The organism is Serratia sp. Je.1.23.a, assembly GCF_051129805.1.
GTDB classification, from domain to species: Bacteria; Pseudomonadota; Gammaproteobacteria; order Enterobacterales; family Enterobacteriaceae; genus Serratia; species Serratia liquefaciens.
The window spans coordinates 274,123-294,614 of sequence record NZ_JBCPSR010000007.1 but is presented as its reverse complement, the minus strand read 5'-3'; the positions used below and the strand labels follow the sequence as shown (position 1 = coordinate 294,614).

The following is a 20,492-nucleotide window of genomic DNA, read 5'->3' as shown; positions in this document are numbered from 1 at the left end:
TTTTAACGATCGCCACTAGGTTGGTGAGACGCTGGGGTTTTATCCACAACAGGTTCTGGGGTTGCCTGAACAGCCGGCTCTACCGGTTGTTTCACCGGTGCAATGACCGGCTGCGCCGCCTGCGGCGTTGCCGTTACAACCGGCTCCGGCACTGCAGCCGGAGAGGATGCCACGGCCGCGGCTTCCGCCGGCGTCACGCCGTCATGAATGGCTTCCGGGTCTGTGACAAGAGGGTTATGGATGGTGTGCGCAGGTTCGGTTTTGGTGCCACTGTCACCCTGATAAGAGCGTTTCAGCGATTCCGCTGCGTCTTTCAGCTCATCCATTGACGCCTTCAGCTCCGGCGACAAATTCTGCATGCCGGCCTTCTCTACCTTTTTCAGGCTGTCCTGCAGTTCCTGCAGCTTCAGTTCCTGAGAAAGTTCGTTCTGCACCGAAGCCGCAAGCGAACGCAGCGCGCGGATCCAGCCCGAAACTGTTCTTACCGCTACCGGCAACCGTTCTGGCCCGAGTACCACCAGGCCAATCACCAGAACCAGCAGCAGTTCACTAAACCCAATGTCAAACACGGTTTATACCTGCTCTTTGTTCTTCGACTCTTCCGCTTTCACTTCCGGCTGCTTATCGGTAATAGGCTTGGCCGTGAAGTCAGCGTCATCCAGGCTGCTTTTCTCAGCCGTGTTGGTCGGCGGCGTGTTGTCATCGCCGATCGCCTTTTTGAAGCCCTTGATTGATGCACCGAGATCGGACCCCAGAGTACGGAGTTTTTTGGTACCAAACAGCAGCACCACGATCACTGCGATGATCAACAATTGCGTAATACTAATACCGCCCATTGCAATTACCTCTATTTTTACAGGGTTTTTTCAAAATCCGTCGCATTATACGGCAGATTTTACCAGAGTTTCGAATCAATTCAGGTGGTTCGCTTCCAGCCAATCACCCAGGATACGATGCCGGCGGCCATCAGCCATGCGGGAAACACCTCGACGTCCCCCAACAGCAAAATCGTACCGCTTACTAACAGTGTAGCGCCAACGCCGAACAAATAACGTGATTGCCCTTGGCGAACGCGCTGAGCCTGCATCTGATTGGTCAGCTTATCAACGCTTTGTTGCAACAGCTTATGTTGCTGCAGGCTATCGTAAAATAATTCAGGCAATTCGGGCAGTTTCTCCGCCCAAAACGGCGCTTTTTCTTTCAGTGCCCGGATCACCGCCGGAATACCGACCTGATCGCGCATCCAACTTTCCAGGAAAGGCTTGGCGGTAGTCCACAGATCCAACTGCGGATAGAGCTGGCGTCCCAGACCTTCAACATACAGCAAGGTCTTCTGCAATAACACCAGTTGGGGTTGTACTTCCATATTGAAACGGCGCGCGGTGTTGAACAGGTTTAACAAGACGTTGCCGAACGAAATTTCCGACAGGGGTTTTTCGAAAATAGGCTCGCACACGGTGCGGATAGCGAACTCGAAATCCTCCACGTTGGTGTCGCGTGGCACCCAGCCTGAATCAACATGCAACTCTGCCACCTTACGGTAGTCGCGATTGAAGAAGGCGATAAAATTTTCCGCCAGATAACGCTTATCATCTTTGTTCAGCGAACCGACAATACCGCAGTCAATGCCGATATAGCAGGGATCCTCAGGATGCTCATAGCTGACAAAGATATTGCCGGGATGCATGTCCGCATGGAAGAAGCTGTCGCGGAAGACCTGGGTAAAGAACACCTGTACCCCGCGTTCGGCCAACAATTTCATGTTGGTGCCCTGCTTCTCCAGTGTCGGAATATCCGAAACCGGAATGCCGTAGATACGCTCCATCACCAGCACGCTTTCGCGGCAGTAATCGGAATAAACCTCGGGCACATACAGCATCGGACTGCCGTCGAAATTACGGCGCAGTTGAATGGCGTTGGCCGCTTCGCGCAACAGGTTCAGTTCGTCCAGCAAGGTCTTTTCATATTCGCGCACTACTTCACGCGGGCGCAAACGGCGACCGTCCGGCATCAGTTTTGGCACCCAGGCCGCCAGGCGATACATCAGGCGAACGTCGGCCTTGATGATCGGCCCGATATCCGGCCGGATCACCTTCAGCACCACTTCCTGCCCGGTGGTTTTCAGCCGTGCGGTATGGACCTGAGCTATGGATGCCGAAGCAAGCGCCTGTTGGTCAAAATCATCGAACCAGGTTTCCAGTGGGCCGCCCATCGCCAATTCGATATGCTTGCGCGCCAGAGCGCCGTCGAAGGGGGCAACCCTGTCCTGCAGCAACGTCAGTTGATCGGCAATCTGTGGCGGGAACAAGTCACGACGGGTAGACATCATCTGACCAAACTTAATCCATACCGGCCCCAGTTCCTGCAAGGCCAGCCGCAGACGCTCCCCCAGCGGTTTATCCGCGTGGCGGTTTGGCATCCAAAACAGCAGACGTCGGCCAAAGCGCAAAGGCAACGTCAAACGCATCTTGGGGATCAGTTCATCCAGGCCATAACTGAGGAAAACGCGGACGATCAAATACAGGCGGCGTAGTTCGCCAGGGGTCATCGTTTACCCTCCAACTTGTCCATGCGAGCAATCAGCGCTTCAGCACTGCGAACGGTGGCGTCAACTTCCTCGTTAAACCACACTACTTCCAGCGGGCCAGGAGCCACACGCCACTCTTCCGTCAGGGTTTCGGCCACGTAATGCTGTTGACGCTGCAAGCCTTTCTTCAGCAAATTCGCGCCCTTGCCGAACGCCTGAGTGACGCCTTGTGCGGCAATATCGCCGATATAAGGCGCCAGCCATTCCGCCGGATCCCACTCAGCCAGATCAAGCAGGCCAACCAACTGCTGTACCACCTGAATATCACCTTCAACAATCAGCTCGCCGCTGCGCATCAAGGGCGAAAGCTGTTGGCGGTCCCGCAGTTTCAACAGTACCGATATGCGGCTGCGCACCGTGCAGTCGGCGGTATCGTCAGACTGACCAAGCACATCGACTCGCTGCTCACTGAAGATCAGTACCAACGGCGAAGCAAGCTCCTGCAACTCTATGCGCAGCACCTTGCCAGCCAGGCGAAGACGGGCAGCCTTCATGCTGCGATCGCGGAACAGCAGGCTATTGAGCGATGTTTCCAGCACGCCGGTCAACAAAGGGGTTAGCAGCATCGGCATGTCCATATCAGAACTTGAAGCCGCGATGCAGGGCTACAATACCGCCGGTCAGGTTAAAATAGGTCACGTTGTCAAACCCGGCTGCGCCCATCATACCCTTCAGCGTTTCCTGATCTGGATGCATGCGGATCGACTCAGCGAGGTAACGGTAGCTTTCTGGATCCTTCACCACCAGTTCGCCGATTTTCGGCAACACGTGGAAAGAATAAGCGTCGTAAGCCTTGCTCAACGGGGCCAGCAAGGGTTTGGAGAACTCCAGCACCAACAAACGGCCACCCGGTTTCAACACGCGGAACATGGAGCGCAGTGCCTTGTCTTTGTCAGTGACGTTGCGCAGGCCGAAGGAGATGGTGATGCAGTCAAAATAGTTGTCCGGGAACGGCAGCGCTTCGGCGTTGGCCTGCACATAGCTGACGTTGCCGACAATGCCGCGGTCCCGCAGCTTCTCGCGCCCCATTTTCAGCATGGAATCGTTGATGTCCGCCAGCACCACCTGCCCCTGCTCACCGACCATGCGGGAGAACTTGGCGGCCAGATCACCAGTACCACCGGCCAGATCCAACACACGCTGCCCACGGCGCACGCCGCTGCAATCAATGGTAAAACGCTTCCAGATACGGTGGATACCAAACGACATCAGGTCGTTCATCACGTCATACTTTGCCGCTACCGAATGAAAAACGTCTGCCACCATGGCCTGCTTTTCGTCTCGAGCTACGGTGCGAAAACCGAAATCGGTGGTTTCCTGCGGTTGATCTGCCATTGTCCTGCCTGCTATTCAGTCAATTTAGTGTGGTTGAGTGTACCAGAACCCCACGAAATACCCCACCTCGCCGCGGCTGTCATGCCTGCGATGCGGAGCGTGGTTGCTCTGCGGCGTCGTCATCCTCCGCCCCCGGCAGCGCGTCAATGTCATCTTCGCCCGCTGCCTCGAATTCTTCGTCATGCTGTGCGCTGGCCTGCTGGGCCAGCAGCGGGTTGATAGGCCTTTTCACCTCAACCCCCAGCGCGCGGAACCCCTCGGTCTGGCCGATAAGATTACCACGGCCTTCACTCAGTTTGTTCATCGCCTGGCGATAACTCCCCTGAGCCTTGTCCAGGCTCTGCCCAAGCGCCGACATGTCGTCAACGAACAACCGCATTTTGTCATACAGCCGCGCAGCCCGGTCGGCAATGCGTTGAGCATTCTGGCTCTGATGTTCATAGCGCCACAGGTTGGTGATGGTGCGCAGGGCGACCAGCAAGGTGGTTGGGCTCACCAGCATAATGTTGTGCTTGAGCGCTTCGCTAATCAGCTCCGGCTCACGGTCAATGGCCAAAAGAAAAGCCGGCTCCACCGGTATAAACATCAATACGTAGTCCAGCGAACGCAGGCCGGGCAATTGCTGATAATCCTTACGGCCCAGCAGACGAATATGGCCACGTAGCGAGGCAATATGCTCACTCAGCGCCGCCTCACGCTCCACTTCATCGTCGCTGTTGAAGTAACGCTCATAGGCCACCAGCGACATTTTTGCATCGATCACCACGTCCTTGCCCTGCGGCAGGCGCACGATAACATCGGGCTGCATCCGACTCTGATGGTCCAGCCGCACGTTGACCTGCGTTTCGTATTCGTGCCCTTCCCGCAGGCCAGAGGCCTCCAGCACCCGACTTAATACCACCTCGCCCCAATTGCCCTGGGTTTTATTATCCCCTTTCAGGGCCTTGGTCAGGTTAATAGCCTCACGCGCCATTTGCGCATTAAGCTGCTGCAGGTTGCGTATTTCGTGGGTCAGCGTATGACGTTCGCGAGCTTCCTGGCCAAAACTGTCCTGCACCTGGCGGCGAAAACCGTCCAGTTGCTCACGCAACGGCAACAGCAGGCGATCCAGACTTTGCTTATTTTGCTCATCCACCTTGCGACCGCTGTGTTCAAAAATGCGGTTGGCCAAATTTTCAAACTGGGTGGTGAGACGCTGCTCGCTGTTGATCAACAGGCGCTGCTTCTCTTCCGCCGCCATGCGGGTTTCCTCCAGACGGATGGTCACCTCACGCAGCTCGGCTTCCTGGGCGCTGTTCACTTCACGCTGGGCACGCAGTTCCTGGTTCAACAATTCGCACTCGTTGCGCCAATGATTAAGCTGCTGAAGCTTTTCGTGCCCGGCAGCCAGCTGGCTGTGCAAATTGCGCAGTTCCATATCGTTCTGCCGCATTTGCTGTTCATTGCGCAGGAGCGTCTCTTGCCGGGCTGCCGTTTCCTGCTGCGCCTGTTGCAGCGATTGTTCCAGCAGCCGCAGCTCGGTTTCATGCTGCGCATGGGACTGCTGCACCCTCAGGCTGGCGATTAACCAGCCCAACAGCAGGCCTACCGTCACCCCGCCTATACCGTAAACCAAACTGGTATCCACCCTGCCTCCTGTTACACCTGACCGTTCCGGCGTTTTATCCGCCCGCTGCCCGTCACGTTAAGGGGATGCTGTATGGATGTCCAGCCTGATTTTGTCCCGACGGCGCATTATTGCGAACCGCTGCGCAAGTCAGGCAAAGATTAGCCAAACCACTGGCTTAACCACTTGATGCCAAACGCCCCCGGCGCGAGAATGCCGAACGCCCAGATCATCGCCGAAGTAATATTCGCCACCTGAAAATAACGCTGGGGCATACCGCAAATGCCACCAACCAGCGGGACCACGGCCCGCAACGGACCAAAGAAGCGGCCAATGAAAATGCCCAGCACGCCCCAGCGCTCAAAAAACGCATGGCCGCGCGTCAGCAACTGCGGATTACGCGATAGCGGCCACATGTGCGCCACGCGATCTTGATAGTGGTAGCCAATCCAGTAAGAAAGCCAGTCACCAAAGAAAGCGCCCGCAGCGGCGGCGGCCCAGATAGGCCAAAAGGCAATGCCGCTTTCGCCAATCAGCGCACCCAGCGCCAGCAAGATCACCGTGGCCGGCAACAGCAGCGACAGGAACGCCAGCGATTCGCCAAACGCCAGGAAGAAGATAATCGGGATGGCCCAGCCTTCGTGCTGACGCACGGTCTCGCTGATCCAGTGGATAATGTCATTGAGGCTCAATACGGGCTCCTGATGCGGGATTTACTGCCCCAAGGATACGCAATGCCAGCCGGCGTCGGTTAAACCCCGGCTAAACATCCACGCGGTTTACTCGAGGTAGAACGCCTGTAGCGCTGCTCGCTGGCTTTGCCCCAGCCCGTATTCCGCCTCCAGCCAACGGTCGGTGGAACCGTATTGGTCACGGATGCAACCCAGGGCAGTCATCAGGAACTCTTCTCGGGCGCTAAGCACATAGGCAAACTGCCCCAATGCCGAGTCACTTAAACGAATCGACAGTTGATCCAACATTTGTTCACGGAAGGTCGCCAACGTGGTTTCTGTCAGCAGGTAATCTTCCACCACCGTCGCCTCATCGGCACCCAGTGCGAACAATACCAACGCCGATCCGACCCCCGTGCGGTCCTTACCGACTGCACAGTGCTGGACGATAGCACCGTTATCGGTATGGCTCAGCAACTGAGTCAACTGTTGGTAGGCCGGATTGCCGAACGGCAGTCGGCGATATAACTCCAGCATAAACGCCCGCGCATCGAAACCGGCCAGCGTTTCGCTGGTCAGTTTTTCCAGGTTGGCATTAACCTCATTGCTCAACGGGTTAGCAGGAAAATGGTGGTAATCTGCGCCCTGCCACAGAATATCGGGCTTGGCCTGCACTTCATCGGGATCACGGTAATCCAGTACCGATCGCACCGGCACGCCGGCGAGGAAGGCGCAGTCGTTTTCCGTCAGGCGCTCCAGCGACCCGGAACGGAACAGTAATCCTCGCTTGATACGGCGGCCATCAGCAACGCTGTTACCACCGAGATCGCGAAAGTTAATGCCGCCATCAAGCGGTGCCAATGAAGGATGAAGCAGGATCTGGGCGGTCATAGACGTCCTCGTGTTTATTGTCTGATAAAACGCAACCTGAGAGCCAAGGTAAAACCGGGCTCAACGGGTCAAAGAGGTGGCCAGTTAAGATGGCGCTGATGATGATAACCGTAACAGATTACGGCTGAATGGAAAAACGGACCGCGTGGCGGCCCGTTGAATTGCGGAGGGATTACAACAGGCGACGCGCCGCATCAACCACGATCTGCACCGCTTTGCTCTCGGTGTTTTTCATGGTTTCCGCGTTCGGAATTTCCTGCTGGGTACGGTTAACGATCACACCGGCAACCATACCGGCACGCAGGCCCTGGCTGGCACACATGGTCAGCAGCGTGGCGGATTCCATTTCATAGTTCATCACGCCCATCGATTGCCATTCTTCCATCGAGCCTTTGAAACGACTAACGACGCGCCCGGAGAAGGTATCGTAACGTTCCTGGCCTGGATAGAAGGTGTCGGAAGACGCGGTTACGCCGATGTGCGTGGTCGCGCCTGCTGCCTTGGCAGCTTCGACCAGTGCGGTAGTACAGGCGAAGTCGGCCACCGCCGGGAACTCCATCGGCGCGAAGTGCAGGCTGGCACCGTCCAGACGAACCGCCGCGGTGGTGACCAGAACGTCACCTACATTGATGTCTGACTGGATCGCACCGGTGGTACCAATACGCAGGAAGGTGCGAATACCCAGCTGTGCCAGCTCTTCAACCGCGATAGACGTCGAAGGACCGCCGATACCGGTGGAACAGACGATCACTGCCTTGCCGTCCAGCTCTGCACGCCAGGAGGTGAATTCACGATGGGAAGCCAGGTGCACCGGATTTTCCATCAGCTTGGCAATTTTCTCTACGCGCTGCGGATCGCCAGGAACGATGGCAAGCTGGGCCCCTTGTAAATCGTTTTTGGTCAGGCCGAGATGGAAAACGTCAGATTGAGACATACGAGACTCCTCATAGATCATGTTTATTGGGAGGAACAAAAAAGTACTCTACTGAAAATCGCCACGCAATTTCGTGACGGCAATCACTACAGACAAAGAAACAGAATGCAATCTACATAACTCTTGTGACTAAAGTCACAAAAATTAGCAAGACGCCCCGCCTGTTGGCCCCAATAGCCACCAGTCTAGTCGACAAATCGCCCCGCCGGTTTCCCCTGCTACTCGGAGTTTATCAAGGCGGTTTGCCAATAAATCCCCTATGCAGTCACAGAAAAATAGCCTTGGTTTGTCGGGGACTTAGCCCGAATAAGCGGAACTAACGCACCTTATGGTACTAATGCAGGTCAACTTGCGTAATAGCATGATAAAAAGACAATAAAAACGCGGTAAAGCCGGATATTTAATCGTTTTTTACAGACTTGACTGAAAATGCTCCACTCGATGCCAATAACGGGTAATCTTTCCTATAGTTAATCGCAGCGCTTTTCTCTATTGATTGCACGGAGACCGCAATGAAAACCGATCATGTGATGACATTAAAACAGGCCCAGGGGGGATTCACCCCGGCCGTAACCCCCCTGGCGGCTTCTACCATCCTCACCGACGAGCAGGGCATTCATACCGGGGAAACCACCATTCCTTCTCAGGGTGACAACCTGCCTGCCTATATCGCCAAACCGGCGGACCACAGCGGCCCCTTCCCGGTCGTTCTGGTGGTACAGGAGATATTTGGCGTACATGAACATATTCAGGACGTGTGCCGTCGTCTGGCGAAGCAGGGTTATCTGGCGATAGCGCCGGAGCTGTACTTCCGTCAAGGGGATGCCCGGGAATACACCGACATCAGCGAACTGTTCCAGAATCTGGTGAGCAAGGTGCCGGATCGTCAGGTGCTGGCGGATCTGGATCATGCTGCCCATTGGGCAACGCGCCACGGCGGCGATGCCGGCAAGCTGGCGATTACCGGTTTCTGCTGGGGCGGGCGTATTAGCTGGCTCTATGCCGCGCACAACCCGCAGTTAAAGGCTGCGGTGGCCTGGTACGGTAGGTTGGTGGGTGAAAAAACGCTGAATTCGCCAAAACACCCGGTCGACGTTGCGACACAGCTGACGGCACCGGTGCTGGGACTTTACGGCGGCCAGGACAGCAGCATCCCGCTGGAGACGGTGGAAAGCATGCGTCAGGCGATCCACGCCGCCAACGCCAATGCCGAGATCGTGGTGTATCCCGAGGCCGGCCATGCCTTCAATGCCGACTACCGGCCCAGCTACAACGCCGAAGCGGCAGAGGATGGCTGGCAACGTATGCTGGCTTGGTTCGCGCAGCACGGAGTGCCAGGCGTTAAATAGCCTCTCATCTTAAGGCTGCCCGATCGGCAGTCATTTGCGATATGAAAAAGGGCGCCGAAGCGCCCAGAATAATCTACACCCAAATGTCGCTATCAGACCTGCTGTTCACGCAGGCGCTGTGCGGCCAGCACCATGTTGGTCAGCGACTGACGGGTTTCCGGCCAGCCACGGGTTTTCAGGCCGCAGTCTGGGTTCACCCACAGACGCTCAGCCGGGATGTTCTGCGCAGCTTTGCGCAGCAGCGCTTCGATCCATTCCACGCTTGGCACGTTCGGCGAGTGGATGTCATACACGCCCGGGCCAATCTCATTCGGGTACTCAAACTCTTTGAAGGCTTCCAGCAGATCCATATCAGAACGCGAGGTTTCGATGGTGATCACGTCGGCATCCAGCGCCGCAATGGAATCCATGATGTCGTTGAACTCGCAATAACACATGTGAGTGTGGATCTGCGTGTCGTCTTGCGCGACAGCGGCGTTCAGTTTGAAAGCCTCCACCGCCCAGTTCAGATAGGCAGCCCAGTCGGATCGACGCAGCGGCAAACCTTCGCGCAGTGCAGGCTCATCAATCTGGATAATGCCGATACCGGCTTTTTCCAGATCTTCCACTTCGTCGCGCAGCGCCAGGGCAATCTGTTTGGCGATCACTTCGCGGGTCACATCTTCACGCGGGAACGACCAGCAGAGAATGGTGACCGGACCGGTCAGCATGCCTTTTACCGGCTTGTCGGTCAGCGACTGAGCATACTTCGCCCACTCGACGGTGATGGCTTCAGGGCGACTGATATCGCCAATGATCACCGGCGGTTTTACGCAGCGGGAACCGTAGCTCTGTACCCAGCCGTTTTGAGTGAACACGAAGCCGTCGAGGTTTTCACCGAAATATTCCACCATGTCGTTACGCTCGGCTTCGCCGTGCACCAACACATCCAGCCCCAGGCGTTCTTGTTCAACAATCGCCTGTTTGATGTGTTCGCTAATGCTGGTGCGGTAGTTATTGCCGTCCAAACGCCCCTGCTTGAAGTCCAGACGCAGGCCGCGAATTTCCGTGGTTTGCGGGAAAGACCCTATCGTGGTGGTCGGCCAGGCCGGCAGGTTAAAGCGCGCACGCTGTGCCTGAGCACGCTCGGCGTAAGGGCGCTGACGTTCGCTGTCCTGTGCGGTAATCGCCGCCAGGCGTTGGCTTACCTGCGCATTATGCACGCGGCTGGACTGGCGACGAGCGCGGATTGGTGCGCTATAGGCGTCCAGTTCGGCCTGCTTTTCTGCACCCGGTGCGTTCAGCGCCGCGCTCAACAGGGCCAATTCGGTGCATTTTTGCAGAGCAAAGGCGAACCAGCTTTTCACCTCTTCGTCCAGGCGAGTTTCCACGCTCAGATCGATAGGGCTGTGCAGCAGTGAACAGGAAGTGCCGATCCACAGTGGGCGGCTGCCGACCAACGGCTGCAGGCGTTCAAACCAACTGCTCAGATCCGCACGCCAGACGTTGCGACCATTGATGACGCCCAGAGACAGCAGCCACTCTGTTGGCAGCGCCTTGTTCAATGCGTCGATATCGTCATGACCTGCAACCAGATCAACGTGCAGCCCCTGAACCGGTAGCTCGCGGACGGTGTCGAGATTATGGCCCACGCTGTCGAAGTAGGTGGTCAGCAGCAGTTTTACCTGACCTTGCAGCGCTTCGTAAGCCGGCTTGAAGGCGTTCAGCCATTCCTGCGGCAATTCCAGCACCAGTGCTGGCTCGTCAATTTGTACCCACTCCACGCCGCGTTGCGCCAATTCAGCCAGCACCTGCTGGTAAACCGGCAGGATGTCTTTCAGCAGCGACAAACGGTCAAACGCTTCACCTTTCACTTTACCCAGCCACAGATAGGTCACCGGCCCCAGCAACACCGGCTTGATTTTGTGGCCCAGAGCCAGCGCTTCGTCCACTTCTTCCAGCAGTTGGGTCCATCCCAGTTTGAACTGCTGACCTTTGTGAAATTCAGGCACCATGTAGTGGTAGTTGGTGTTAAACCATTTGGTCATTTCTGCCGCCGCTGCCGGTTTTCCGGTTGGTGCGCGACCACGGCCGATGCGGAATAGCGTATCCAGATCGATTGAGCCATCCGCATTCTGATGACGTGCCGGCACGTTGCCCAGCAGCAGGCTGGTGGTCAATACATGGTCGTACCAAGCGAAATCGCCGACCGGCACCAAATCCACTCCGGCCTGCTGTTGTTGTTGCCAATGGCGAGCGCGCAGCTCGCGGCCAACCGCCAACAGTTCTTCCTGCGTTGAGTTACCAGCCCAGTAGCTTTCCTGAGCTTTTTTCAGTTCACGTCTTAGCCCAACGCGAGGAAAACCCAGTGTGTGATTTAAAATTGCCATCGTCATATTCCCCATTTAGCCGTCCAGATGTTTACACATCCATAATCCGCAGGTACTGTATTAACCACAAGCGCAATTTATTCACTGTCACTGTGAAGGACTCTCATGATCGAACTGAAACACTTACGGACGCTGCAGGCGCTGCGCAATACCGGCTCGCTGGCGGCCGCGGCGGCCCAACTCCATCAGACACAGTCTGCTCTGTCGCATCAGTTCAGCGATCTGGAGCAGCGTCTGGGCTTCAAGCTGTTCGTTCGCAAAAGCCAGCCGCTGCGCTTTACCGCGCAGGGAGAGATCCTGTTGCAGTTGGCAGAACAGGTACTGCCGCAAATCCAGCACGCGCTACAGGCGTGTCACGAACCTCATCAGGCCACGTTGCGCATCGCCATTGAATGCCACAGCTGCATTCAATGGCTGACGCCCGCGCTGGATAACTTCCGTCAGAGTTGGCCACAGGTGATCATGGACTTCAAATCCGGCGTGACCTTTGATCCGCAGCCGGCGCTGCAACAGGGTGAACTGGATCTGGTGCTGACCTCCGACATTCTGCCGCGCAGTGGGCTGCACTATTCACCGATGTTTGATTTCGAAGTACGCCTGGTGCTGGCGCCGGATCATCCATTGGCCAGCAAGCTGCACATTGAGCCTGAAGATTTGATTGACGAAACGCTGATGATTTACCCGGTACAGCGTCAGAGACTGGATATCTGGCGCCATTTCCTGCAGCCCGCAGGCATCAGCCCGGCGCTTAAAAACGTGGATAACACCCTGTTGCTGATCCAGATGGTATCGGCCCGCATGGGGATCGCGGCGTTGCCGCACTGGGTGGTGGAAAGTTTTGAACGCCAGGGGTTAGTGGTGACCAAAACCCTGGGGGATGGGCTTTGGAGCCGCCTGTACGCGGCGGTACGGGACGGTGAACAGCGCCAGGCCGTCACCGAAGCCTTTATCCGCTCGGCTCGGCAACATGCCTGCAACCATCTGCCATTCGTGCGTGATGCTGCACGCCCAAGCGCCGGTGTCGCCAGCGTCAAACCGCTGGCTTCGCAACCCTAAATATCAGGGCAGCTCGCGCTTGGGCTGCCCGTTTATTTGCTGACTATTTTAGGCGCCACCCAACGGCGATGCACCCACAGCGAAGCGACAATCACCGCCCCGCCGATAATGAAACTTGGCCAATGCGGCTGTTGCTGCCAGATGGCCAGATTAACCAACAGTCCTGCCGGCACATGCATGTTATTCATGATGCCCAAAGTACCGGCATCCACCTGCGTTGCGCCGTAGTTCCACATGAAATAACCCAGCCCGGAAGCCACTACGCCCAGCCAGACCAGAATGCCCCACTGCAGGTTAGTGGTTGGCAGCTGCTGCGGATTGCCCCACAGGCACCAGGCGACCACCGCCACGACCAAGGCCCCCAGATAGAACCAGGAAAATGCGGTGTGTTGCGGCAGCGGGTGCACTTCCATCAACCGTTTGTAACCGACCATGCCGATGGCAAAGCTGATGTTCGCCGCCTGCACCAGCAACAGCCCCCACCAAAAATGCTCGCTCAATTGATGATATCGAATAATCGCAGCGCCCAGCACCGCCAATAGCGCACTGAACACATAACCCCAGCGCAGGCGCTGTCCACTGATCAAGTCATAAATCAGCGTAACGTACAGCGGCGTCAGCACGGTAAACAGCAGGAATTCCGGCACCGTCAGGTACATGTACGCGCGGAAGCTGAACAGATACATGATGCCAAGCTGGCAAGCCCCCACCAGCATGTACAACAGGATCACTTTTGGCTTGATGTTGCGCCAGCGCAGGAAAGGCAGGAACACCGCCGCCGCCAGGCCGATGCGCATCAGCACCGAGAACCAGCTGTCGACCTGGCCCGCCAGGTATTCGCCAATCAGGCTGAAAGAAAATGCCCACAGGATGGTAGTAATCACCAGAAGCAGCACGATGGGTTCACCCTAAAGATTCAGAAAGGGCGATTGTAACGGAAGGCAGAAAGGGGTGTAGCGAAAAGAAGGTTTACATCTGAGCAAAATACAAACTTTCAGCAAATTTGCACCGCTGGGTTAGGCTTAATAAAAGACGAGGAGAACATCATGAAAAGTTATCATCTGCTCTATGGCCTGTTGCTGCTGTCCGGATTGGCCACCGCGGCCAACGGCGTCACCGAGCTCAGCTCGCAACAGCAGTTTCTCAACCAACGCACTCAACAGGCGCAGCAACAGCGTATGTTGAATAATCAGCAGCTGGATCAGCGCCGCCTGCAACAGCAGCGGCAGTTCGATAATAACCAGCAACAACTGCAGCAAACGGCGCCAAACGGTGGGAAGTTGTTACCCAACGGCAACCAGCCGCGCAGCCCATTTAACCGCACAGCACCTGCAGTCCCCCAGGCACCGCTGCCGGCTAGCCCCGCACGCCCATGATGGTCAGGATCAATGGCGTAGTCACTGCTGCCAGCACGGTGGACATCACCAGGCTGGTGGCGGCAGGCCCGGTCAATACGTTGAACTGGCGTGACATCAGGTAAACATTGACCCCGACCGCCATCGAACCCAGCAACACCACCACCCGGGTTTCCATCGGCGGCAGGTCCATCATCCAGGCCAGTAGCCAGATGATCAGCGGTTGAACAATCAGCTTGAGGAAACAGATGCCGCTGCTGAGGCGCCAGCCTTCGCTGATGCGATACTCCGCCAGCCCCATACCCAGCACTACCAGCGACAGCGGTGCGGCAACCTGACCAAGCATGCTGACCGGCTGGTCGACAAACGTCGGCAGCGGCAAGCCGGTCAGGCTGAACAGCGTGCCGGAAAGAATGCCGATAATCAGCGGGTTGGTCAGCACGCTACGCGCCGTTTTGATAAAGCCCTGCAGCGTCGGCGAACCATTGCGCGCCCATTCGATGGAGATAGTCACCAGCGTCCAGAGGATCAGGCCGTTAAACACCAATACCAATGCCACCGATGGGATTGCCGCCTCGCCAAGCATGACGCTGGCGATGGGCAGGCCCAGCATCACGTTATTGGAGAAAATTCCACCCAACGCGAAAACCGATCCCGCCACTCCATCCAGTTTAAACACCCGACGCGCGGTGATGCGACCGATCACGAACACAATCAGGCAACTGCCGAAAAAGGCGATCAACAGGCGGGCATCTACCGCTGGACGCTGCGAAAAGTCGCACATCATGCGGAACAACATGGCGGGGAGAGCCAAAGAGAAGACAAAACGCGTTAAACCGTCGGTGATGGTCGCTGGCCATTTACCCCAGCGGATAAGCCCATATCCCAACACGATCAGCACAAATAGCGGCAAAGACAGCGCTATTTGATGCCATAACGAACCCATAAAAACAGACATCACATCCCTTCCGTTAGCGCGGCGGCAAAGGACTGACGTCGCAAAATTCAACAGGCGCCGACGACTTTCTCACGGACGCAGCAAACTGCGTCCGTGGCAACGGGATCACGCGTTGGGAAAGTCCGGGCCGATCAAATCTATCCGGTCAGTGCAAATGCAGTCAACGCCCCAGTTCAACAACAAGCGCGCACGCGCCGGCTGGTTAACGGTATAAACCAGGATGCGCAGCCCTGCCGCCTTCAGTGCCGACACCCGTTCGGCCGTCAGTTCTTTATGGTTGATGTGCAACGAAACGCAGCCCAATCGTTCGGTCAACGCCTGCCAGTTGTCGTCCCACTGATCCAGCAACAGGCCGCGCGGGAGTTCCGGTACCGTACGCTGCGCCGCCTCAAGCGCCTCAATCGAGAAAGAAGAGAGCAGCGGATCGGTCTGCCCCTGCCACAGCAAACGTGCGGCTAGCGCCACGACACGACCGGTTTCATCATCGCTGCCGGTGGTAGGCTTGATTTCAATGTTCGCCATCATGCCGTGCTGCTGACAGCGCTCCGCCACTTCGGCCAACAACGGTAAACGTTCGCCCTTGTAAGCGGAGTTATACCAGTTGCCGGCATCCAGCTGTACCAGCTTGTCCCACGGCAGCTCACCCGCCACGCCCCAGCCGTTGCTGGTGCGATCCAGGGTATCGTCGTGCAACAGAAATATTTGCCCGTCCTGCGCCAGCTTGGCGTCGAACTCAATCATTTTATGACCGTGGCGTGCGCCGACGTCGATCGCCGCCAGGGTATTTTCCGGTGCCAGAGAACCGCCGCCGCGGTGGGCGACAATGTGAGGGTAAGGCCAGGCTGTGGTCATGATTCCATCCGTAATCCGCTATCGGTATCAAAAAAGTGCAGCGCCTGTGCAGGCAACTGCAAATATAGCGTGCTGCCCGCCGTCGGCATAGTTTCATGCGACAAACGCGCAATCACGCCGTGACCGCCCCACTGCCCATGCGCCAGGTTATCTGCGCCCAATAACTCCAGCGTTTGCAGCGCCAAGGGCACGCCCCCTTGCTCGGCGGTGGTCAGTTGAAGATGTTCCGGGCGGATGCCAAGCGTCAACCGGCGGCCGCCCCACTGCGCCTTGGGTTGCGGTAAATTCAGCGTCATCCCCTCTGCCAGTTGCAGTTGGCTGCCGTCGGCGCTCAACGTGCCGGGCAACAGGTTCATCGCCGGCGAACCGATAAAGCTGGCGACGAACAGCGACGCCGGGCGCTGATAGACCTCACTGGGGGTGCCAATTTGTTCTGCCACGCCTTTGTTCATGACAATCACCCGCTGTGCCAACGTCATCGCCTCTACCTGATCGTGGGTCACGTACAGGCTGGTGGTTTTCAGCCGGCGATGCAGTTGTTGCAGTTCCAGACGCATTTGGACGCGCAGCTTGGCATCCAGATTCGACAGCGGTTCATCAAACAGGAATACCGCCGGCTCGCGCACGATAGCGCGCCCCATCGCCACCCGTTGGCGTTGGCCGCCGGAAAGCTCGCGCGGCTTGCGTTGCAACAACGGCTCCAGCTCTAAAATGCGCGCGGCTTCCTCCACCCGCTGTTGAATATGCTGTTTGCCGAAGCCGCGAATTTTCAGGCCATAGGCCATGTTGTCGTATACGCTCATGTGCGGATACAGCGCATAGTTCTGGAACACCATCGCGATACCGCGATCTTTCGGCTCCATATCCGTTACGCGTTGACTGTCGATATAAATATCGCCGCTGGTGGTGCGTTCCAGCCCGGCCACCATGCGCAACAGCGTCGATTTACCGCAGCCGGACGGGCCGACCATCACGATAAATTCGCCGTCCGCCACGTCGAGGTCAATTTGCTTGATCACCGGCGTTTTACCGTCGTAAGACTTGGTGACTGCCTGTAGTTTTAAACCTGCCATGTGAAAATTTCTCTCGTTACTTTTCGCTATCAACCAGGCCGCGTACAAACCAGCGCTGCATCAGAAGAACCACCGTCAGCGGTGGAATTAAAGTCAGAATCATCGCCGCCATCACCTGATTCCACTGGGTCGGCGCGCCGGAGGTGGAGATCATGCTCTTGATGCCCGCCACTGCGGTGCCCATCGAGGCATCGCTGGTGATCAGAATCGGCCACAGGTACTGGTTCCAGCCGTAGATAAAGGTGATGACAAACAGCGCCGCCAGATTGGTCTTCGACAGCGGCAACACGATATCCCAGAAAAAACGCATCGGGCCGGCGCCGTCAATCCGCGCCGCTTCCAGCAGTTCGTCCGGTAACGTCATAAAGAACTGGCGCAGCAGGAAGGTGGCGGTCGCCGACGCCATCAGCGGCAACGTCAGGCCGGTGTAGCTGTCCAGCAGGTTGAGGTTGGAGATAACCTCCACCGTCGGGAAAATACGCACCTCAACCGGCAACATCAGGGTGAGGAATATCAGCCAGAAGAACAGGCTGCGCAGCGGGAAACGGAAATAAACGATGGCATAGGCGGACAACACCGATACCACAATCTTACCGAAGGTGATGGCCAGCGCCATCACCACGCTGTTCAGCAGCAGCAGCGAAAACGGCACCTTAAGGTTGCCCACGCCACCCTGCCAAATATTGCTGATGTTTTCCCACAGGTGACCGCCGGGGATCAGGGTCATCGGCACCTGAAACACCTGTTTGTCGTCCAGCGTAGCCGCCACAAAGGCCACGTACAGCGGGAACAGCACCACCAGCACGCCGATAATCAGCATTACGTGGCTGAAAATGTCCAGCCCGCGTCGGTTCTCAATCATTGGTAACGCACCTTACGTTCGACAAAACGGAACTGGATCACCGTCAGGCCAATCACCAGCAACATCAGGATCACCGACTGTGCCGCAGAGCTGGACAGATCCAGACCGGCAAAACCTTCACGGTAAATCTTGTAGATCAGCGTGGTGGTGGACTGTACCGGTCCACCGCCGGTCGCGGCATCGATCACCGGGAAGGTATCGAAGAAGGCGTACACCAGATTCACCACCAGCAGGAAGAAGCTCACCGGCGTGATTAACGGCAGCACCAGATTGAAGAAACGCCGTACCGGGCCGGCACCGTCAATGGCCGCCGCCTCAACCAGAGAGCGGGGAATTGACTGCAACGCGGCCAGGAAAAACAGGAAGTTATAGCTGATTTGCTGCCATACCGAGGCCAACACCACCAGGAACATCGCCTGCCCGCTGTTTTGCGCGTGGTTCCAGCTGTAGCCCAGTCCATTGAGGAAATGGGTAATCAACCCCAGGCCGGGGTTGAACAAGAAAATCCACAGCACCGCCGCCACTGCGGGCGCCACGGCGTAAGGCAGGATCATCAGCGTCTGGTAGATTCGGCTGCCGCGCAGCACGTAATCCACTAACGCGGCGAAGAACAGCGACACGACCAGCCCGATACCTGCCACCAGGAAACTGAAAATCAGCGTGGTGTAAAACGAGTCCAGATAGTAAGGGTCGTGGAACAGTTGGGTAAAGTTGTCCAGCCCGACAAACTGGCTGGACAGGCCAAACGGGTCAAGGCTTTGCACCGAATACCACAGCGCCTCACCGGCGGGCCACAGAAAGAATATTGCGGTAATCAGCAACTGTGGCAGCACTAAAACATAGGGCAGCCAACTGCAGCCGAAACCGGGACGATGTGAACTCATCATTAGGGACTCATGAAGACAAAAAACGGGTGACTCGAAGCAGGGCGTCGCGAGCAAAGCCAGTCTGGGTGCGGACAGCGCACAGCTCCCGGAGTGGACATAAAGTCCATGAGGAGAGCGAGCACTGCCCAATCCCAGAATGGCAAAGCGCAGTAGCTGCTATTACTTAGCCTGAGACTCGAAGCGACGCAGCAACACATCACCGCGCTGTACGGCGGCATCCAATGCCTGCTGTGGCGTTTTCTTACCGGTCCACACGCCCTCCAGCTCTTCATCCACGACGGTGCGAATCTGCGGCATATTGCCCAAACGCAGCCCCTTGGTGAACGGCAATGGCGGCTTGTTCAGCATTTGACGCGTCGCCACGTCCGCCCCTGGGTTCTTGTCATAGAACCCCTGTTGTTTGGTCAGGTCGTACGCTGCGGTGGTGATCGGCAGATAACCGGTCTTCTGGTGCCACTCGGCGGCGATTTCCGGCTGTGCCAGATACTGCAGGAACTCGGCTACGCCTTTATAGGTGGCGGCATCTTTACCGTTCATCACCCACAGGCTGGCGCCACCGATAATGGCGTTCTGCGGTGCATTTTTGGCATCGGCATCATACGGCATCATGCCCACGCCATAGTTGAATTTGGCGTAATGCTTGATGTCCGCCAGCGAGCCGGATGAAGCGGTGGTAATCGCACAGTCACCGCTGTAGAACTTCTCGGTGGATTCGTCTTTACGGCCGAAATAGGTGAAGTCACCTTTTTTGTTCATCTCTTCCAGCAGTTGGATATGCTTGACCTGCAACGGCTTGTTGAACTCCAGCTTAGCGCTCGTGCCCCCAAAACCATTGTTCTCCGTGGCGAATGGCACGCCGTGCCAGGCACTGAAGTTCTCCAGTTGGATCCAGCCCTGCCAACCGCTGGCATAACCGCATTTCATGCCGGCTTCACGCAGTTTGGCGGTGTCCGCCGCCAGCTCCTGCCAGGTTTTTGGCGGCTGGTCTGGGTTCAAACCGGCTTTCTTGAAGGCATCTTTGTTGTAATACAGCACCGGGGTGGAGCTGTTGAACGGCTGCGACAGCAGGTGTCCGCTTTTGTTGTCGGTGTAGTAACCGGACACCGTAGGCACGAATACCGATTCGTCAAAGCTGATGCCCGCGTCTTTAAACACTTCGTACACCGGCTTGATCGCCTTGCTGGCCATCATGGTGGCCGTACCCACTTCATACACCTGCAGGATCGCCGGCGCTTTACCGGAGCGGTAGGCCGCGATGCCCGCCGCCAGGCTCTGTTCGTAGTTGCCTTTGTAAACCGGAACAATTTTGACGTCGGTGTGCAACTGGTTAAAGCGGTCCGCCAGGGAATCCACTTCTTTACCCAGTTCACCCTCCATCGAATGCCAGAACGGGATCTCGGTCGCCGCCAGTGCCTGAGTGCTGACCGCCAGGGTCAACGCAACGCACAGCGTGGTTTTGCGAATAGCGTAGGTGAGCATGCCTAACTCCTGAAAAAGCTGGTGTATCCCCTGCATCTTTCACGCCGCAGCCGTGTTGGTTTCCCGCCATCACCTCAGTCATTTACCTATGTAAACTCCTGAGGATTCTGGCGGTCACCGCCTTGCTGCTACGTGAAATCTATTGGGGCAATAAGCGCGTGAGCGAAAAGAATCAGTTTTTTGTTCGGAAGCTAACATGCCATGCTCGGATGACAGAAAAATAACCGT

20 protein-coding genes are annotated in these 20,492 nt (G+C 56.8%); 3 read left to right on the top strand and 17 right to left on the bottom strand.

Translation table 11 applies throughout. The features are described 5' to 3' along the window. Positions 1–2: 2 nt before the first annotated feature. From tatB to udp, 9 genes are all read right to left on the bottom strand, one after another. Positions 3–569 carry a Sec-independent protein translocase protein TatB gene (tatB, locus tag AAZT04_RS21955; RefSeq protein WP_046374709.1) on the bottom strand — a complete coding sequence of 189 codons (567 nt, stop codon included), beginning with the start codon at positions 567–569 and terminating at the stop codon, positions 3–5. Positions 570–572: 3 nt separating this feature from the next. Continuing rightward, positions 573–836 (bottom strand): Sec-independent protein translocase subunit TatA, encoded by a 264-nt coding sequence (tatA, locus tag AAZT04_RS21950; RefSeq protein WP_020824842.1) that lies wholly within the window; start codon positions 834–836, stop codon positions 573–575. Between the two features lie 80 nt (positions 837–916). Further along, positions 917–2,548, bottom strand: coding sequence for a ubiquinone biosynthesis regulatory protein kinase UbiB (gene ubiB, locus AAZT04_RS21945; protein WP_020824841.1), 1,632 nt, complete (start codon positions 2,546–2,548; stop codon positions 917–919). Next, the gene (gene ubiJ, locus AAZT04_RS21940; RefSeq protein WP_020824840.1) at positions 2,545–3,153 is read right to left on the bottom strand and encodes a ubiquinone biosynthesis protein UbiJ; all 609 of its coding nucleotides are present in this window, start codon (positions 3,151–3,153) and stop codon (positions 2,545–2,547) included. The genes ubiB and ubiJ overlap by 4 nt, the downstream gene beginning before the upstream one ends. Before the next feature lie 13 nt (positions 3,154–3,166). Next, the gene (gene ubiE / locus AAZT04_RS21935) at positions 3,167–3,922 is read right to left on the bottom strand and encodes a bifunctional demethylmenaquinone methyltransferase/2-methoxy-6-polyprenyl-1,4-benzoquinol methylase UbiE (RefSeq protein ID WP_020824839.1); all 756 of its coding nucleotides are present in this window, start codon (positions 3,920–3,922) and stop codon (positions 3,167–3,169) included. A gap of 79 nt (positions 3,923–4,001) precedes the next feature. Next, positions 4,002–5,549, bottom strand: a complete 1,548-nt coding sequence (rmuC, locus tag AAZT04_RS21930; protein WP_349526176.1) for a DNA recombination protein RmuC — start codon at positions 5,547–5,549, stop codon at positions 4,002–4,004. 140 nt (positions 5,550–5,689) lie between these two features. Continuing rightward, positions 5,690–6,220, bottom strand: a complete 531-nt coding sequence (locus AAZT04_RS21925; protein WP_020824837.1) for a DedA family protein — start codon at positions 6,218–6,220, stop codon at positions 5,690–5,692. Positions 6,221–6,307: 87 nt separating this feature from the next. After that, positions 6,308–7,090 (bottom strand): tyrosine-protein phosphatase, encoded by a 783-nt coding sequence (locus tag AAZT04_RS21920; RefSeq protein WP_046374711.1) that lies wholly within the window; start codon positions 7,088–7,090, stop codon positions 6,308–6,310. 172 nt (positions 7,091–7,262) lie between these two features. Beyond that, positions 7,263–8,024: a uridine phosphorylase gene (gene udp, locus AAZT04_RS21915; RefSeq protein ID WP_020824835.1), complete on the bottom strand. Its 762-nt coding sequence runs from the start codon at positions 8,022–8,024 to the stop codon at positions 7,263–7,265. Between the two features lie 512 nt (positions 8,025–8,536). On the opposite strand from udp, the gene AAZT04_RS21910 reads away from it, so the two are divergent. After that, positions 8,537–9,373 carry a dienelactone hydrolase family protein gene (locus AAZT04_RS21910; protein ID WP_048762276.1) on the top strand — a complete coding sequence of 279 codons (837 nt, stop codon included), beginning with the start codon at positions 8,537–8,539 and terminating at the stop codon, positions 9,371–9,373. Positions 9,374–9,465: 92 nt separating this feature from the next. Here the strand turns inward: AAZT04_RS21910 and metE are convergent, their stop codons facing one another. Further along, the gene (gene metE / locus AAZT04_RS21905) at positions 9,466–11,757 is read right to left on the bottom strand and encodes a 5-methyltetrahydropteroyltriglutamate--homocysteine S-methyltransferase (protein WP_071888881.1); all 2,292 of its coding nucleotides are present in this window, start codon (positions 11,755–11,757) and stop codon (positions 9,466–9,468) included. Between the two features lie 90 nt (positions 11,758–11,847). On the opposite strand from metE, the gene metR reads away from it, so the two are divergent. Beyond that, positions 11,848–12,798, top strand: a complete 951-nt coding sequence (gene metR, locus AAZT04_RS21900) for an HTH-type transcriptional regulator MetR (RefSeq protein ID WP_020824832.1) — start codon at positions 11,848–11,850, stop codon at positions 12,796–12,798. Between the two features lie 32 nt (positions 12,799–12,830). On the opposite strand, the gene AAZT04_RS21895 is transcribed toward metR, so the two are convergent. Next, positions 12,831–13,694, bottom strand: coding sequence for a carboxylate/amino acid/amine transporter (locus AAZT04_RS21895; RefSeq protein WP_020824831.1), 864 nt, complete (start codon positions 13,692–13,694; stop codon positions 12,831–12,833). Between the two features lie 150 nt (positions 13,695–13,844). Between AAZT04_RS21895 and AAZT04_RS21890 the strand changes: the two genes are divergently transcribed. Continuing rightward, a complete protein-coding gene (locus AAZT04_RS21890) occupies positions 13,845–14,174 on the top strand; it encodes a hypothetical protein (protein ID WP_020824830.1) in 330 nt (109 codons plus the stop codon). Here AAZT04_RS21890 and AAZT04_RS21885 read toward each other — a convergent pair. The 6 genes from AAZT04_RS21885 to ugpB form a co-directional block, all read right to left on the bottom strand. After that, entirely contained in the window at positions 14,155–15,111 is a 957-nt protein-coding gene (locus AAZT04_RS21885; RefSeq protein WP_020824829.1) for an AEC family transporter, read from the bottom strand. The genes AAZT04_RS21890 and AAZT04_RS21885 overlap by 20 nt on opposite strands. A 105-nt stretch (positions 15,112–15,216) precedes the next feature. Next, positions 15,217–15,963 carry a glycerophosphodiester phosphodiesterase gene (gene ugpQ / locus AAZT04_RS21880; RefSeq protein ID WP_048762269.1) on the bottom strand — a complete coding sequence of 249 codons (747 nt, stop codon included), beginning with the start codon at positions 15,961–15,963 and terminating at the stop codon, positions 15,217–15,219. Then, the gene (locus AAZT04_RS21875) at positions 15,960–17,036 is read right to left on the bottom strand and encodes a sn-glycerol-3-phosphate import ATP-binding protein UgpC (protein ID WP_048762267.1); all 1,077 of its coding nucleotides are present in this window, start codon (positions 17,034–17,036) and stop codon (positions 15,960–15,962) included. The genes ugpQ and AAZT04_RS21875 overlap by 4 nt, the downstream gene beginning before the upstream one ends. 16 nt (positions 17,037–17,052) lie before the next feature. Continuing rightward, positions 17,053–17,898, bottom strand: a complete 846-nt coding sequence (gene ugpE / locus AAZT04_RS21870; RefSeq protein WP_020824827.1) for a sn-glycerol-3-phosphate ABC transporter permease UgpE — start codon at positions 17,896–17,898, stop codon at positions 17,053–17,055. Then, on the bottom strand, positions 17,895–18,782 hold the full coding sequence (gene ugpA / locus AAZT04_RS21865; protein WP_041415156.1) for a sn-glycerol-3-phosphate ABC transporter permease UgpA: 888 nt from the start codon (positions 18,780–18,782) through the stop codon (positions 17,895–17,897). The genes ugpE and ugpA overlap by 4 nt, the downstream gene beginning before the upstream one ends. A gap of 162 nt (positions 18,783–18,944) precedes the next feature. Then, positions 18,945–20,264: a sn-glycerol-3-phosphate ABC transporter substrate-binding protein UgpB gene (ugpB, locus tag AAZT04_RS21860; RefSeq protein ID WP_434681706.1), complete on the bottom strand. Its 1,320-nt coding sequence runs from the start codon at positions 20,262–20,264 to the stop codon at positions 18,945–18,947. Between the last annotated feature and the right edge of the window lie 228 nt (positions 20,265–20,492).

What these genes read in the sequence shown, in the direction of transcription:
- tatA (WP_020824842.1), bottom strand. Translation starts at nt 836, where the DNA reads ATGGGCGGTATTAGTATTACGCAATTGTTGATCATCGCAGTGATCGTG.
- ubiB (WP_020824841.1), bottom strand. Translation starts at nt 2,548, where the DNA reads ATGACCCCTGGCGAACTACGCCGCCTGTATTTGATCGTCCGCGTTTTC.
- ubiJ (WP_020824840.1), bottom strand. Translation starts at nt 3,153, where the DNA reads ATGCTGCTAACCCCTTTGTTGACCGGCGTGCTGGAAACATCGCTCAAT.
- ubiE (WP_020824839.1), bottom strand. Translation starts at nt 3,922, where the DNA reads ATGGCAGATCAACCGCAGGAAACCACCGATTTCGGTTTTCGCACCGTA.
- AAZT04_RS21920 (WP_046374711.1), bottom strand. Translation starts at nt 7,090, where the DNA reads ATGACCGCCCAGATCCTGCTTCATCCTTCATTGGCACCGCTTGATGGC.
- udp (WP_020824835.1), bottom strand. Translation starts at nt 8,024, where the DNA reads ATGTCTCAATCTGACGTTTTCCATCTCGGCCTGACCAAAAACGATTTA.
- AAZT04_RS21910 (WP_048762276.1), top strand. Translation starts at nt 8,537, where the DNA reads ATGAAAACCGATCATGTGATGACATTAAAACAGGCCCAGGGGGGATTC.
- metE (WP_071888881.1), bottom strand. Translation starts at nt 11,757, where the DNA reads ATGGGGAATATGACGATGGCAATTTTAAATCACACACTGGGTTTTCCT.
- metR (WP_020824832.1), top strand. Translation starts at nt 11,848, where the DNA reads ATGATCGAACTGAAACACTTACGGACGCTGCAGGCGCTGCGCAATACC.
- AAZT04_RS21890 (WP_020824830.1), top strand. Translation starts at nt 13,845, where the DNA reads ATGAAAAGTTATCATCTGCTCTATGGCCTGTTGCTGCTGTCCGGATTG.
- AAZT04_RS21885 (WP_020824829.1), bottom strand. Translation starts at nt 15,111, where the DNA reads ATGTCTGTTTTTATGGGTTCGTTATGGCATCAAATAGCGCTGTCTTTG.
- ugpQ (WP_048762269.1), bottom strand. Translation starts at nt 15,963, where the DNA reads ATGACCACAGCCTGGCCTTACCCTCACATTGTCGCCCACCGCGGCGGC.
- AAZT04_RS21875 (WP_048762267.1), bottom strand. Translation starts at nt 17,036, where the DNA reads ATGGCAGGTTTAAAACTACAGGCAGTCACCAAGTCTTACGACGGTAAA.
- ugpE (WP_020824827.1), bottom strand. Translation starts at nt 17,898, where the DNA reads ATGATTGAGAACCGACGCGGGCTGGACATTTTCAGCCACGTAATGCTG.
- ugpA (WP_041415156.1), bottom strand. Translation starts at nt 18,782, where the DNA reads ATGAGTTCACATCGTCCCGGTTTCGGCTGCAGTTGGCTGCCCTATGTT.
- ugpB (WP_434681706.1), bottom strand. Translation starts at nt 20,264, where the DNA reads ATGCTCACCTACGCTATTCGCAAAACCACGCTGTGCGTTGCGTTGACC.